Genomic DNA, 13,427 nt, shown 5'->3' with positions numbered 1-13,427 from the left:
CGCAGCCGACCCGTGACACCTTGGCGCAGAGTGTGTGCCACAATGATGCACGCAAAAGATGCAGCCCGCAAGACTGCGCTATCGGGCAGGTCAGTACCCGAAACGGGTCATGTCCGCATCGCACAGCTGCGCGATCCGCCCGCGCAGCGCGGCAGGCACCGCCTCGGTCCCCCCTGAGGCATTGACATGCGGCAGGTTCAGCCGGAACCCCAGGTGCTGCCACAGCGGCTCGGCCTCGGTCGCAAAGGCCTCCAGGCGGATGTAAAGCGCGGGCACCTCGGCGCTGTCGCTGCCGCGCAGGTAGCTGGGATAGGGATGCGCCGTCAGGCTGTGCCGGATCAGCGGGTCCTCGATGAAGCCCTCCAGCGGCAGGGCCCGGGCCCGGGTCACGGCCGGGTGGTCAAAGCGCTGCTGCCGCAGCCAGTGATAATAGCTGATCACCCGCGCGACCGGATGGCGCACCAGGGTAAAGACGAAAAGCTGCGGCAGCTCCTCTGGCGTCACCAGCCCCTCCAGGTCGGCCAGGGTGGAATGCTTCCACAGGCGCCCGCGCGCGGGGACGTCCCGCAGCCGGTGCCGCCTTGCCTTGGCCTTCGGGGTGTCGCCCAGCATCAGGTCGTCACGCAGCGCCCGCCCCTCCAGCGCCAGCGCCATCGAGGTGCCGCCGGTCTTCGGGATGTGGATGAACAGATAGCGGCGGCCGCGCGACAGGATCATGGCACAAGGCTAGCGCCTGACCTGCCCCCGCGAAAGCCCGCGCGCAGGGCATGGCCGGCCCCGGGGCAGATTGCAGCGCGCGGCCAAGCCATGTAGGGTCCGCCGGCAACAGGCGGAAACGCCGGCGAGAAGCAGGTCTGCATGACGGCATTGGACAAGTACCAGCGGCTGGAAGCCGGGGCGCTGTGGCGCGCGGACGCCGAGAGCGATCCGCAGGCCGTGGTGATCTCCATCGGCAAGGCGACGCTGACGATTTCCGACGGCAACGGCATGCCGCTGACGCACTGGTCCATCGGGGCGCTGACCCGCGCCAATCCCGGCCAGATGCCCGCGCGCTTCACCCCCGACGGCGATCCGGCCGAGATGCTGGAGATCGCCGCCGCCGAGGCCGAGATGATCGACTGCCTGGACACGCTGGTTGGCGCGGTCGAACGTCGGCGCCCCAGCAGCGGACGGCTGCGGATGGGGATCGGGCTGATGATCCTGGCCGGCGCCGTGGCTGCGGCCGCATTGTGGCTGCCGGGCGCGCTGCAACAGCAGGCGCTGCATGTGCTGCCCCCCGGCAAGCGCGCCGAGATCGCCCATGACATCGTGGCCGACCTGCGCCCCGTCACCGGCCCGCCCTGTTCGGCCCCCGGCGGCGCCGAGGCCCTGGCCCGGCTGTCGGCCCGGCTGGAACCTGCGGCCCAGGCACCGATGGAGCTGCGCGTCGTCAAGGGCGGCATCCGCGGCACGCTGGCCGTGCCCGGCGGGCTGTTGCTGATCGACAGCCAGATCCTGGAAAACGTCGAGGACCCCGAGGCCGCCGCCGGCATCATCCTGGCCGGGATGCTGCAGGCGCGGGCCAGCAATCCGATGGCGGGGCTGCTGACGGCGTCGGGGACGGTCTCGGTGGTGCGGCTGCTGACCACCGGCAGCCTGCCAGCCTCCAGCCTGCGCAGCTATGCGCGCGCCATGCTGCTGCAGACGCCCGTGCCGCTGTCGAGCGGCCAGCTGCTGACCGCCTTCGATGCCGCCGGCCTGCAAAGCCAGCCCTATGCCCGGACGCTTCCCGCGGCCGATCCGCGGGTCGATGCGCTGATCTCGGGCGATCCCTATCCCGACGGCGCCAAGGATCCGATCATGTCGGATGGCGACTGGCTGCGCCTGCAGCAGATCTGCGAAGACTGATCCCCGGGCGTCAGCGCCGGATGAAGGCATCCGGATAGCCCTGTGCCCGCGCGGCCTCCAGAGCCAGCGTCAGCTCGTCTTCCGAGGGATAGGGGCCCACCAGCACCACCCGGTAGCTGCGCCCGTTCGACCGCCACAGCCGCAGTTCCGACGGCAGGCCACGCGCGATCAGCCCCGCCTGCACCGCCGCCGCCCTGGCCGTGGTGTCAAAGGTGGCGATCTGCACGAAGCGGTTGGCAGTGTCCTTGCGTTGCAGCAGCGGCGGCTCGGCACCCGCATCAGGGTCCTTGGCCAGCCCCTCAGTCCCCCCGCCGGTTCCCTCGGGCACGGCAGGCGGCAGCGCCGTCCCGGGCCCCGCCGGGGCCACAGCAGGCGCCACCGCGGTCAGCGGCATGCCGGAGGGCCCCGCCCCCCGGGCCAAGGCCGGCGGCGCATCGGGCAGCGGCGCGTCGCTCAGCTGGCTGGGCACGGTCGGGCTCCAGATCTGGCCCATCGCGGCCTCGCCCGCCGCCGAACGTTGACCACGTGCCGGGTTCAGACGGCCATCGCGGAACGCTTGCTGATAGCCATCGGGCACGGAAACCCCCAGCAGGCTGCGGTCGCGGCGGTTCTCCACCTCGGGCGGCAGCCTGTGCGGCGCGCCCTCTGCCGGATCGGGGGCCGAAAGGCGCATCGCCGCCCGGGGCTGCGCCACCGGTGCAGGCGCCGCCGGCACGACCGAGGGCACCGCGCCGCAGATCAGCGTCCGGTCGCGGTTCACCCGTGGCACCCAGACGGTGCGCCCGTCGATGCCCGCGCGCAGGAAGACGCAGCCGCGGCTGTCGACATATTGCCGCGCGGCATAGCCTTCGGGCGGGGGTTCGGCGGGGCCACGGGACTGCGCCAGGGTCTGCGCCGTCAACGCAGCCGGACCAAGCGGCACCAGCACCGCCATCACGCCCGCAAGGGCCCTGCCCCATCGTCCCATCGTCGCCCCCCTACCGGCGGTGCCACGACGGGCACCGCCCCTTTTCTAGCGCGAGAGTCTTACTTGGTTCCGAACATCCGGTCGCCCGCATCGCCCAGACCCGGCACGATATAGCCCTTCTCGTTCAGATGGCTGTCGAGCGAGGCGGTGACGATCGGCACGTCCGGGTGGGCTTCCTTCATGCGCGCCACGCCCTCGGGGGCGGCCAGCAGGCACAGGAAGCGGATGTTGGTGGCCCCCGCCTGCTTCAGCAGGTCGATCGCCGCGGCCGAGCTGTTGCCCGTGGCCAGCATCGGATCGACCGCGATCACCAGACGGTCGCCCAGATTGTCCGGCACCTTGAAGTAGTATTGCACCGGCTGCAGGGTTTCCTCGTCACGGTAGAGGCCCACAAAGCCCACCCGCGCCGCCGGCACCAGTTCCAGGATGCCGTCCAGCAGCCCGTTGCCCGCCCGCAGGATCGAGATCAGCGCCAGCTTCTTGCCATCCAGCAGCGGCGCCTCCATTTCGCACAGCGGCGTCTCGATCGTCTTCGAGGTCATCTCCATGTTGCGCGTGACCTCATAGGCCAGCAGCTGGGAAATCTCGCGCAGCAGTTGCCGGAACTTGGCGGTCGAGGTCTCCTTTTCGCGCATCAGGGTCAGCTTGTGCTGCACCAGCGGATGGGTGACGATTGTCAGGTGGTCGGTGTCGCTCATGCCGCGGCCTCCAGTTTCTTGCGCAGGGATTCCTTGGTGGTTGCGTCGCAGAATGCCGCATCAAGCGCAATGGCCGCAATCCCGCCAAAAATCTCCTCGTCCCAGCCGAAGGTACGGTTCAGATCCTCGTATTCCTTCGACATGGTGGTGTGGAAGAACGGCGGATCATCGGTCGAGACGGTCAGCCTGACCTCGCGTTCGCGCAGCCGTTCGATCGGGTGGCGCGCCAGGTCCGGATAGACGCCAAGCGCCACGTTCGAGCCCGGGCAGACCTCGAGCACGATGCCCTCTTCGGCGATCCGGTCCACCAGTTCCAGATCCTCGATGACGCGCACGCCATGGCCCAGACGGGCGACGCGCAGATCATCCAGCGTCTCGCGGATGGCCTTCGGCCCGCCCCATTCGCCCGCATGGGCTGTCAGCTTCAGCCCCGCCTCGCGGGCCATGTCGAAGCTCCAAGCGAAATCCTTGGGCTTGCCCATGTTTTCATCTCCGCCGATGCCAAAGCCCACGATCCAGTCACCGGCGGTCTCGGCGGCGCACAGGGCGGCGCGCTTGGCCTTCTCGGGGCCGAAATGGCGGATGCAGGTGACGACGCCGCGCAGGGTGATGCCCCAGTCGCGTTCGGCGCGGGCGGCGGCCTCCTGCATGGCATGCAGGTATTCCCGCCAGGCCCCCAGATCCGAGCCGCCGCAGAAATCCGGGCTGAGGAAGGTTTCCGAGTAGATCACCCCATGAGAGGCGCTCTGTTCCAGCACGGCCGTGGTCAGGCGGGCGAAATCCTCGGGGCTTTTCAGCACCTCGGTCGCGGCCTCGTAGACCTGCAGGAACTGCGCGAAGCCCTCGTAGACATAGTTGCCGCGCGCGTCGAAGATCTTGTGCAGGTCGATGCGCTTTTCATGCGCCAGCTGGCGGATCAGGCCGGGGGGGGCCGCGCCCTCGTGGTGCAGGTGCAGCTCCAGCTTGGGCAGGCTGGCCATCTCGCTGCGGCGCTGGTCCTCGTCGTCTCTCATAGAAGGCTCCTTCCCGGGCCCTGCGCCGGGATCTGCAGGTGGTCCGCGACCGAGGCCGCGACATCGCTGAACCGGCCCGCCCGCAAGGGGCCCGCGCCGCGGCCCGCCATCAGCACCGGCACCTGTTCGCGGGTGTGTTCCGTGCCCGCCCAGCTGGGGTCGTTGCCGTGGTCGGCCGTCAGCACCAGAAGGTCGCCCGGGCGCAGCGCGGCGATCACCGCGCCGATCCGCCCGTCGAACCATTCAAGCGCCCGGGCATATCCCGAAATGTCGCGCCGATGTCCATAGAGGCTGTCGAATTCGACGAAGTTGGCGAAGGTCAGGCTGCCGTCTTCGGCGGTGGCGACCAGCCGGTCGAGGTGATCCATCAGCTGCGCATCGGTCCCCTTCACCACGTCGTCGATCCCCTGCATCGAGAAGATGTCGCCGATCTTGCCCACCGCATGAACCCGCCGCCCCGCCGCCTGCGCCCAGTCGCACAGCGACGGCGCCGGCAGCGGCATGGCATAATCGCGCCGCCCCGTGGTGCGGATGAAGGCGCCCGGCCGGCCCGTGAACGGCCGAGAGATCACCCGCCCCACCTTCATCGCGTGCAGCATCGGCGCGATCTCCCGGCAGAGCCCCTGCAGGCGGTCGTTGCCAAAGGTGTCCTCGTGCGCGGCGACCTGAAAGACCGAGTCGACCGAGGTGTAGCAGATCGGCCAGCCGGTCCGCAGATGCGCCTCGCCCAGATCCTCAAGGATCGTCGTGCCGCTGGCATGGCAATTGCCCAGGATGCCCTCGGTCCCGGCGGCGCGGCAGACGGCCTGCACCAGCGTATCGGGGAAGGCGGGCTGCGTGTCGGGGAAATAATGCCAGTCCCAGGGTACCGGCACGCCCGCCAGTTCCCAATGCCCCGAGGGGGTGTCCTTGCCGCGGCTGAGTTCCGACACCGCGCCCCAGCGGCCCTGCGGAGTTGCCCCCAGACCCGGCGCCGGGCCGCTGACCTGCGCCAGCGCCGCCCCCAGGCCAAGCGCATCCATATGCGGCAGGCGCAGCGGGCCATGGCGCCCCTCCTCGGCCTGCCCCGCCGCACAGGCCTGCGCGATATGGCCCAGGGTGTTGGCGCCGGTATCGGGGCGGCCGCCGCTGAAATAGGCCGCGGCATCCGGGGCCGCGCCGATGCCGACGCTGTCCAGAACCACCAGAAAGGCGCGGGTCATGCGCTGATCCTCTCGATCACCAAAGGGGTGTGGGGCGGCGCGGCGCCCAGGGTGATGGCCTGCCCGACTGTGCGCAGCGCGGCCCGGGCTGCGGCCTCATCCGCCGCGTGGATCCGCGCCATGGGCTGCCCGGCCGTCACCGGCTGGCCCAGCCGCAGCACCTGCGACAGCCCGACCGAGGGGTCGATCCGGTCGCCCTCGACCCGGCGGCCACCGCCCAGGGCGACCACCGCCAGCCCAAGGGCCTCGCCGTCGATGGCGGCAATCACGCCGTCGCAGGGCGCGGGGACGTCGAGGATCACCGGCGCCCGCGGCAACAGCCGCGCCCAGCTTTCGGCGAAATCCCCCGGCCCGCCCATCTCCGCCACCATGCGGGCAAAGTGTTCCGCCGCGGCGCCCGACGCAATGGCAGCTTCCAGCATCCCGGCCGCGCCCGCCCGGGTATCCGCCAGACCGCCCTGCACCAGAAGCCCCGCGCCAAGCGCCACCGACAGATCCCACAGCCGACCCTTTTCCAGCCCCGTCAGCACGCGCATGGCCGAATCGACCTCCAGCGCATTGCCCAGATCGGCCGCCAGCGGCTGTGACATGTCCGTGATCAGCGCCTCGGTCGGGCAGCCCGCGGCATTGGCGGTATCGACCAGCGCCCGCGCCAGATCGCGCGCCTGCGCCGCCGTCTTCATGAACGCCCCCGAGCCGCATTTCACATCCAGCACCAGCCCCTGCAGCCCCGCCGCCAGCTTCTTCGACAGGATCGAGGCGGTGATCAGATCGAGGCTCTCGACCGTGGCGCTGACATCGCGCACCGCGTAAAGGCGCCGGTCGGCGGGCGCGATATCCCCCGAGGCCGAGACGATGGCACAGCCCGCCCCCGCGACCACCCGGCGAAAGGCGGCCTCGGGCAGTTGCGTATCGACGCCCGGGATCGCCTCGATCTTGTCAAGGGTGCCGCCGGTATGCCCCAGCCCCCGCCCCGAGATCATCGGCACATAGGCCCCGCAGGCCGCCAGCGCGGGCGCCAGCACCAGGCTGGTGCAATCGCCCACCCCGCCGGTCGAATGCTTGTCCAGAACCGGCCCCGGCAGATCCCAGTGCAGCCGGTCGCCGCTGTCGCGCATCGCCAGCGTCAGCGCCACGCGGCCCTCGGCCGACAGGCCGCGCAGCACCACCGCCATGGCAAAGGCCCCGGCCTGGGCATCACTGACCTGCCCACTGGCCAGGCCATTGGCAAACCACGCGATTTCATCGCGCGAGGGCGTCCTGCCATCGCGGATGCAGGCAATGATCCCCCGCGCATCCATGCCTCAGCTCCGCGACATGTGGCCCGCGTCGAACCGGCCCGGCAGGATCTCGGCCAGGGTGGTCTCGATCTTGTTGCCTTCCAGGGTGATCATGGTCAGCGGCGTTTCGGGGGCGCCGAATTCCACCAACTTCTGGCGGCAGCCGCCACAGGGCGGCGTCGGCGTCGGGCTGTCGGCGATCACCAGCACCTCGGTCAGGCGGGTTTCGCCGGCCGCGACCATGGCGGCGATGGCGCCAGCCTCGGCGCAGGTGCCTTCGGGATAGGCGATATTCTCGACGTTGCAGCCGGAATAGATGGTCCCCGAGGCGCCGCGCACTGCCGCCCCCACCTTAAAGTTCGAATACGGCGCATAGGCGTTTTCGCGCACGGCCCGGGCCGCCTGCAGCAGATCCATTGCCAATCTCCCTGCGTGAATGCTTTGGTCATGATCAGGGACCAGACTGTCGCCGGACCCTGACCATAGTGTCAAGTTCTGCAGGTTCCTTGGCAAGGGCAATCACGCGCGGCGCAATCCCGCCTGCACAGGCCGGGACGCTGCTCTGCGGCATGGGCATCTTTCCCCGGCCGCGCATTTGGTTTAACGCTGAACTAATTTTCCAGGATGAGGCATCCCAATGTCCGACACAGAAAAGGCAACGCTGCGTGGCGCCGCCCTCGCCTACCACGAAAACCCCAAGCCCGGTAAGCTCGAGGTCCGCGCGACCAAGCCTCTGGCCAACGGCCGTGACCTGTCGCTTGCGTATTCCCCGGGCGTGGCCGAGGCCTGCATCGAGATCAAGGCCGATCCCGCGAATGCCTCGCGTTATACCTCGCGCGGGAACCTGGTGGCGGTCGTCTCGAACGGCACCGCCGTGCTGGGCCTTGGCAACATCGGTGCGCTGGCCTCGAAGCCGGTGATGGAGGGCAAGGCCGTCCTCTTCAAGAAATTCGCCAATATCGACTGTTTCGACATCGAGCTGAACGAGAGCAACCCCGAGAAGCTGGCCGAGATCGTCTGCGCGCTGGAGCCGACCTTCGGCGCCATCAACCTTGAGGACATCAAGGCCCCCGACTGCTTCGTGGTGGAACAGATCTGCCGCGAGAAGATGAACATCCCCGTCTTCCACGACGACCAGCACGGCACCGCCATCGTGGTGGGCGCCGCAGCAACCAACGCGCTGCTGGTGGCCGGCAAGAAATTCGAGGACGTCAAGATCGTCTCGACCGGTGGCGGCGCGGCGGGCATCGCCTGCCTGAACATGCTGCTGAAGCTGGGCGTGAAGCGTGAAAACGTCTGGCTGTGCGACCTTGACGGGCTGGTCTGGAAGGGCCGGAACGAGGGCATGACCGCCCAGAAGGAAGAATACGCCCAGGACAGCGACCTGCGCACCCTGGACGAGGTGATCGAGGGCGCCGACATGTTCCTTGGCCTGTCGGGCCCCGGCGTGCTGAAGCCCGAGATGGTCGCCAAGATGTCGGACCGTCCGATCGTCTTCGCCCTGGCCAACCCGACCCCGGAAATCATGCCGGACGAGGTCCGCAAGGTGAAGCCGGACGCGATCATCGCCACCGGCCGTTCGGATTTCCCGAACCAGGTCAACAACGTGCTGTGCTTCCCCTTCATCTTCCGGGGTGCGCTGGATGTCGGCGCCACCGACATCAACGACGAGATGAAGATCGCCTGCATCGAAGGCATCGCGGCGCTGGCACGCGCCACCACCTCGGCCGAGGCCGCCGCCGCCTATCAGGGCGAAACCCTGACCTTCGGCGCCGATTACCTGATCCCGAAACCCTTCGATCCGCGCCTGTCGGGCGTCGTGTCGGTGGCCGTGGCCAAGGCCGCGATGGAATCCGGTGTCGCCACCCGCCCGCTTGAGGACATCGCCGCCTACAAGGCCAAGCTGAACTCCTCGGTGTTCAAGTCGGCGCTGCTGATGCGTCCGGTCTTCGACGCCGCCCGCACCGCCGCCCGCCGCATCGCCTTCGCCGAGGGCGAGGACGAGCGTGTGCTGCGTACCGCCCAGATGATGCTGGAAGAGACCACCGAAAAGCCGATCCTGATCGGCCGCCCCGAGGTGATCGAGCACCGCTGCGAGCGCAACGGCCTGACCATCCGCCCCGGCGTTGACTTCCAGGTGGTGAACCCGGAAAACGACCCCCGCTACCGCGACTACTGGCAGACCTATCACAAGCTGATGGCGCGCCGCGGCGTCACCCCGGACATGGCGCGCGCCATCATGCGCACCAACACCACCGCCATCGGCGCCACCATGGTCTACCGCGAAGAGGCCGACAGCCTGATCTGCGGCACCTATGGCGAATACCGCTGGCATCTCAGCTATGTCGAACAGATCCTGGGCGGGCCGACCCGTCAGCCCGACGGCGCCCTGTCGCTGATGATCATGGAAGACGGCCCGCTGTTCCTGGCCGACACCCATATCCATGCCGATCCCACCCCCGAGCAGATCGCCCGCGTCACCATCGGGGCGGCCCGTCACGTGCGCCGCTTTGGCCTGACGCCGAAGATCGCGCTGTGCTCACGCTCGCAGTTCGGCAACCAGGACACCGAAAGCGCCCTGCGCCTGCGCGAGGCGCTCAGGATCCTCGACAGCGCGCCGCGCGACTTCAGCTATGAAGGCGAGATGAACGTGGACACTGCGCTGGATCCCAAGCTGCGCGCCGCCGTCTTCCCGGAAAGCCGCTTTGAAGGCCCCGCGAACGTGCTGGTCTTCGCCCATGCCGACACCGCATCGGGCGTGCGCAACATCCTGAAGATGAAGGGTAATGGCCTGGAAGTCGGTCCGATCCTGATGGGCATGCGCAACTGCGCGCATATCGTCAGTGCCTCGACCACGGCGCGCGGCCTGCTGAACATGGCCGCCATCGCCGGCACCCCGGTCGCCCATTACGGCTGACACCTCTGCGGCAGGGCCTTCGGGCCCTGCCTGCGCCCCTAGCTGACCATCGTCAGGGTCATGTACTGCTGACGGTTCGCGTAGTTCGACAGGAACACCACGCCCGGGCGCTCGAAATACTGGTAGTAGACCTTTTTCTTGCCATCGGTCAGCACCAGCAGCACGGGCGATCCCTTCTTGGCCAGCACGTCCCATTCCGTGAACCACAGCTTCGATCCCGCCAGCGGCACCGCCTTGCGGCCCGAGCGGATCTCGACCCCGGCCTTTTCGCCCTTGTAGGTGTGGATGGTCCACTTGCCGCGCCAGTGCATCTGCTGGGCGCTTTGCGGGCTGATCCAGCCCAGCGGCGCGGCCTTGCCCGCCAGCACCGGCAACGAGGCCACATCGTTGTTGCGCGCCTTCTTCGACAGGGCGATCAGCTCGCTCAGGTGAACCTGGGTTTTCGCCCGGGCCAGGCCCGGCAGGATGCCTGCGGCCAGCGCCCCAAGCAGCAGCAGTCGTCGTTCCATGACATGCCCTCCGGACAGATCTGACGTTACGGAAGATTAAGGACCTTCCCCGAGACTCGTCAACGGCCCGCCGCATCGCAGCCCACCTGCCCCGAGTCGCAGGAAGTTTGCAAAATCCCATCAAATTTGCCAAAAATCGGTAATTTTCGCCGTATTTGCAAAGATTTGCAGGTCAATCGGCCCCGATTCTGCAAATTTCTTTACGCGAAACCGGCCCCGCGTCACTTCGCATCTTGCCCGCTACGAAAGGCGCTGATTACTCCTCGGGTGCAACCCTGCTATGATCGGGGCGCAAAGCTGAGGGAGGAGAGGCGATGGGATACCGCGAGGTCTATTCCGCATGGCAGCAGGACCCCGAGGGGTTCTGGATGGAACAGGCGCAGGCCATCGACTGGATCAGGCCGCCTGCGCGCGCGCTGACCGACGCGACCGCCCCCTACGAATGGTTTGCCGACGGGCTGGTGAACACCTGCTGGAACGCCGTCGACCGCCATGTCGAGGCCGGCCGCGGCGACCAGATCGCCATCCAGCACGAAAGCCCGATCACCCATTCCACCAAGGGCATCACCTACAAGGACCTGCAGACCCGCGTCGCCTCGCTGGCGGGGGCGCTGAAGATGCGCGGCGTGGAAAAGGGCGACCGGGTGATCGTCTACATGCCGATGATCCCCGAGGCGCTGGTCGCCATGCTGGCCTGCGCACGGCTGGGGGCGATCCATTCGGTGGTCTTCGGCGGCTTTGCCGCCAATGAACTGGCGGTGCGCATCGACGACTGCACCCCCAAGGCGATCCTTGCGGCCTCCTGCGGGCTGGAGCCGAACCGCGTGGTCCATTACAAGCCGCTCCTTGATGCCGCGATCGAGCAAGCCCGCCACAAGCCCGAATTCTGCGTCATCTTCCAGCGCGAGCAGGAGGTGGCCAAGCTGGTGCCGGGCCGCGATTTCAACTGGCTGGGCTTCCAGTACGGCGTGAAACCCGCCGATTGCGTCCCGGTCGAGGGCACCCACCCCGCCTATATCCTTTACACCTCGGGCACCACCGGCCAGCCCAAGGGTGTCGTGCGGCCGACCGCCGGGCATCTGGTGGCGCTGAACTGGACGATGCAGAACATCTACAACATCAGCGCGGGCGACCGGTTCTGGGCGGCTTCGGACGTGGGCTGGGTCGTGGGCCACAGCTATATCTGCTACGGGCCGCTGCTGGCGGGCGCCACCACCGTCGTCTACGAGGGCAAGCCCGTCGGCACCCCGCATCCCGGCGTCTTCTGGCGGGTGATCCAGAACAACCGCATCAAGAGCTTTTTCACCGCCCCCACCGCCCTGCGCGCCATCAAGCGCGAGGACCCGGATGGCCTCTGGGTGAAACGCTATGCCCAGCATGACCTGCAGGCGATCTTCCTGGCCGGCGAACGCGCCGATCCCGACACCATCGCCTGGGCGGAAAAGCACTTTGGCGTGCCGGTGATCGACCACTGGTGGCAGACGGAAACCGGCTGGGCCATCGCGGGCAACCCCCTGGGGATCGAACTGCTGCCGCAGAAGGCCGGATCCGCCTGCGTGCCGATGCCGGGCTACGACGTGCAGATCCTGGGCGAGGACGGCCATCCGCTGAAACCGGGCGAGCTGGGCGCCATCGCGATCAAGCTGCCCCTGCCCCCCGGCTGCCTGCCGACGCTGTGGAACGCGGATGAGCGGTTCCGCAAAAGCTATCTGACCACCTTCCCCGGCTATTACGAGACGGGCGATGCGGGCCTGGTGGACGAGGACGGCTATCTTTACATCATGGCGCGCACCGATGACGTGATCAACGTCGCGGGACACCGGCTGTCGACCGGCCAGATGGAAGAGGTCCTGGCCAGCCACCCCGATGTTGCCGAATGCGCGGTGATCGGGGCGGCGGACGATCTGAAGGGGCAAAGCCCGGTGGGCTTCCTGTGCCTGTCCAAGGGGGTCGAGCGCGACGAGGCCGATATCGTGCGCGAATGCGTGGCGCTGGTGCGCGACAAGATCGGCCCGGTCGCCGCCTTCAAGACCGCCGTGGTGGTGGACCGGCTGCCCAAGACGCGCTCGGGCAAGATCCTGCGGGCGACAATGGTCAAGATCGCCGACGGGCAGCCCTTCAAGATGCCCGCCACCATCGACGACCCCGAGGTCCTGGACGAGATCCGCACCGCCCTGGAAACCATCGGTTACGCCCGCCAGTCCCACAAGGTCTGACGGCTGACGCCCCCGCGGCCCCGGGATCTGCCGACCCCGGGGCGCGCGGCGACGGGGACGTCATCTGCCCCGGCCACCGCCAGCCCCAGGGGACCAGGGGACCAGGGGACCAGGGGACCAGGGGACCAGGGGACCAGGGGACCAGGGGACCAGGGGACCAGGGGACCAGGGGACCAGGGGACCAGGGGACCAGGGGACCAGGGGACCAGGGGACCAGGGGACCAGGGGACCAGGGGACCAGGAAGCCTTCAGCAACGGCCCGACAGCCGCAAGGCCCAAAAGCCGCGCGGGACCGCAAGGCCCCTCCCCCGCGCCGCCAATCGACCGGCCCGCCGCAGGCCCCCGGGATGAAGTCCCCCGGGCTTCAGGACCCTCGGCCGAACCCGGCCCGGGCATGATCCGGCCGGCAGAGCCTGACGGCCCCCGCCCCTCGCAGCGCCCCCATTCCGACCCGCCAACAAAAGACGGCGGCCCCCGAAAGGGGACCGCCGCTCCGCATATCCGGAGGTCTTGGGTACGAGGTAAGTCCCCGTCAATGCTTGCGGACGAACTCGTCCACTTGACGCTCGGCCTCTTCCTTGGCGAGGCCGTAGCGTTCCTGAATCTTGCCGACCAGCTTGTCGCGCTTGCCAGCGGCGACTTCCAGGTCATCATCGGTCAGCTTGCCCCATTGGGTGCGGGCGCTGCCCTTCAGTTGCTTCCAGTTACCCTGAATCTGATCCCAGTTCATGGTCTCGT

At 68.5% G+C, this 13,427-nt stretch carries 12 protein-coding genes; 3 read left to right on the top strand and 9 right to left on the bottom strand.

What is annotated here, in order from left to right; all coding sequences use genetic code 11:
* Nucleotides 1-90: 90 nt before the first annotated feature.
* Nucleotides 91-717, bottom strand: coding sequence for a sulfotransferase family 2 domain-containing protein (locus AC2ITM_RS05335; protein WP_486468789.1), 627 nt, complete (start codon nucleotides 715-717; stop codon nucleotides 91-93).
* Nucleotides 718-858: 141 nt separating this feature from the next.
* On the opposite strand from AC2ITM_RS05335, the gene AC2ITM_RS05330 reads away from it, so the two are divergent.
* A complete protein-coding gene (locus AC2ITM_RS05330) occupies nucleotides 859-1,887 on the top strand; it encodes a hypothetical protein (RefSeq protein WP_486468788.1) in 1,029 nt (342 codons plus the stop codon).
* A 10-nt stretch (nucleotides 1,888-1,897) separates the two neighbouring features.
* Here the strand turns inward: AC2ITM_RS05330 and AC2ITM_RS05325 are convergent, their stop codons facing one another.
* Genes AC2ITM_RS05325 through AC2ITM_RS05300 form a run of 6 tightly spaced genes read right to left on the bottom strand, consistent with a single transcriptional unit; the run spans nucleotide 1,898 to nucleotide 7,509 of the window.
* The gene (locus tag AC2ITM_RS05325) at nucleotides 1,898-2,854 is read right to left on the bottom strand and encodes an SPOR domain-containing protein (protein ID WP_486468787.1); all 957 of its coding nucleotides are present in this window, start codon (nucleotides 2,852-2,854) and stop codon (nucleotides 1,898-1,900) included.
* Between the two features lie 59 nt (nucleotides 2,855-2,913).
* Complete coding sequence (gene upp / locus AC2ITM_RS05320) at nucleotides 2,914-3,552, bottom strand: uracil phosphoribosyltransferase (protein WP_486468786.1); 639 nt, start codon at nucleotides 3,550-3,552, stop codon at nucleotides 2,914-2,916.
* Nucleotides 3,549-4,565 carry an adenosine deaminase gene (locus AC2ITM_RS05315; RefSeq protein WP_486468785.1) on the bottom strand — a complete coding sequence of 339 codons (1,017 nt, stop codon included), beginning with the start codon at nucleotides 4,563-4,565 and terminating at the stop codon, nucleotides 3,549-3,551. The genes upp and AC2ITM_RS05315 overlap by 4 nt, the downstream gene beginning before the upstream one ends.
* On the bottom strand, nucleotides 4,562-5,767 hold the full coding sequence (locus tag AC2ITM_RS05310; protein ID WP_486468784.1) for a phosphopentomutase: 1,206 nt from the start codon (nucleotides 5,765-5,767) through the stop codon (nucleotides 4,562-4,564). Before AC2ITM_RS05310 ends, AC2ITM_RS05315 begins: the two co-directional genes overlap by 4 nt.
* A complete protein-coding gene (locus tag AC2ITM_RS05305) occupies nucleotides 5,764-7,068 on the bottom strand; it encodes a thymidine phosphorylase (protein ID WP_486468783.1) in 1,305 nt (434 codons plus the stop codon). Before AC2ITM_RS05305 ends, AC2ITM_RS05310 begins: the two co-directional genes overlap by 4 nt.
* 3 nt (nucleotides 7,069-7,071) lie before the next feature.
* Nucleotides 7,072-7,509, bottom strand: coding sequence for a cytidine deaminase (locus tag AC2ITM_RS05300; protein ID WP_486469394.1), 438 nt, complete (start codon nucleotides 7,507-7,509; stop codon nucleotides 7,072-7,074).
* Nucleotides 7,510-7,684: 175 nt separating this feature from the next.
* Between AC2ITM_RS05300 and AC2ITM_RS05295 the strand changes: the two genes are divergently transcribed.
* Nucleotides 7,685-9,964 (top strand): NADP-dependent malic enzyme, encoded by a 2,280-nt coding sequence (locus AC2ITM_RS05295; RefSeq protein ID WP_486468782.1) that lies wholly within the window; start codon nucleotides 7,685-7,687, stop codon nucleotides 9,962-9,964.
* A 38-nt stretch (nucleotides 9,965-10,002) separates the two neighbouring features.
* Here the strand turns inward: AC2ITM_RS05295 and AC2ITM_RS05290 are convergent, their stop codons facing one another.
* Nucleotides 10,003-10,473 carry a hypothetical protein gene (locus AC2ITM_RS05290; RefSeq protein ID WP_486468781.1) on the bottom strand — a complete coding sequence of 157 codons (471 nt, stop codon included), beginning with the start codon at nucleotides 10,471-10,473 and terminating at the stop codon, nucleotides 10,003-10,005.
* A 314-nt stretch (nucleotides 10,474-10,787) separates the two neighbouring features.
* Here AC2ITM_RS05290 and AC2ITM_RS05285 point away from each other — a divergent pair, with 314 nt between their 5' ends.
* On the top strand, nucleotides 10,788-12,689 hold the full coding sequence (locus AC2ITM_RS05285) for a propionyl-CoA synthetase (protein ID WP_486468780.1): 1,902 nt from the start codon (nucleotides 10,788-10,790) through the stop codon (nucleotides 12,687-12,689).
* Nucleotides 12,690-13,221: 532 nt separating this feature from the next.
* On the opposite strand, the gene AC2ITM_RS05280 is transcribed toward AC2ITM_RS05285, so the two are convergent.
* Entirely contained in the window at nucleotides 13,222-13,419 is a 198-nt protein-coding gene (locus tag AC2ITM_RS05280; protein ID WP_486468779.1) for a CsbD family protein, read from the bottom strand.
* Nucleotides 13,420-13,427 lie beyond the last annotated feature (8 nt).

This window comes from Pseudooceanicola sp. NS-SX9, from assembly GCF_057380705.1.
This window is presented reverse-complemented; position numbering and strand designations above follow the sequence as displayed.

Coding starts and splice junctions, on each gene's coding strand:
- AC2ITM_RS05335 (WP_486468789.1), bottom strand. CDS start 717: ATGATCCTGTCGCGCGGCCGCCGCTATCTGTTCATCCACATCCCGAAG.
- AC2ITM_RS05330 (WP_486468788.1), top strand. CDS start 859: ATGACGGCATTGGACAAGTACCAGCGGCTGGAAGCCGGGGCGCTGTGG.
- AC2ITM_RS05325 (WP_486468787.1), bottom strand. CDS start 2,854: ATGGGACGATGGGGCAGGGCCCTTGCGGGCGTGATGGCGGTGCTGGTG.
- upp (WP_486468786.1), bottom strand. CDS start 3,552: ATGAGCGACACCGACCACCTGACAATCGTCACCCATCCGCTGGTGCAG.
- AC2ITM_RS05315 (WP_486468785.1), bottom strand. CDS start 4,565: ATGAGAGACGACGAGGACCAGCGCCGCAGCGAGATGGCCAGCCTGCCC.
- AC2ITM_RS05310 (WP_486468784.1), bottom strand. CDS start 5,767: ATGACCCGCGCCTTTCTGGTGGTTCTGGACAGCGTCGGCATCGGCGCG.
- AC2ITM_RS05305 (WP_486468783.1), bottom strand. CDS start 7,068: ATGGATGCGCGGGGGATCATTGCCTGCATCCGCGATGGCAGGACGCCC.
- AC2ITM_RS05295 (WP_486468782.1), top strand. CDS start 7,685: ATGTCCGACACAGAAAAGGCAACGCTGCGTGGCGCCGCCCTCGCCTAC.
- AC2ITM_RS05290 (WP_486468781.1), bottom strand. CDS start 10,473: ATGGAACGACGACTGCTGCTGCTTGGGGCGCTGGCCGCAGGCATCCTG.
- AC2ITM_RS05285 (WP_486468780.1), top strand. CDS start 10,788: ATGGGATACCGCGAGGTCTATTCCGCATGGCAGCAGGACCCCGAGGGG.
- AC2ITM_RS05280 (WP_486468779.1), bottom strand. CDS start 13,419: ATGAACTGGGATCAGATTCAGGGTAACTGGAAGCAACTGAAGGGCAGC.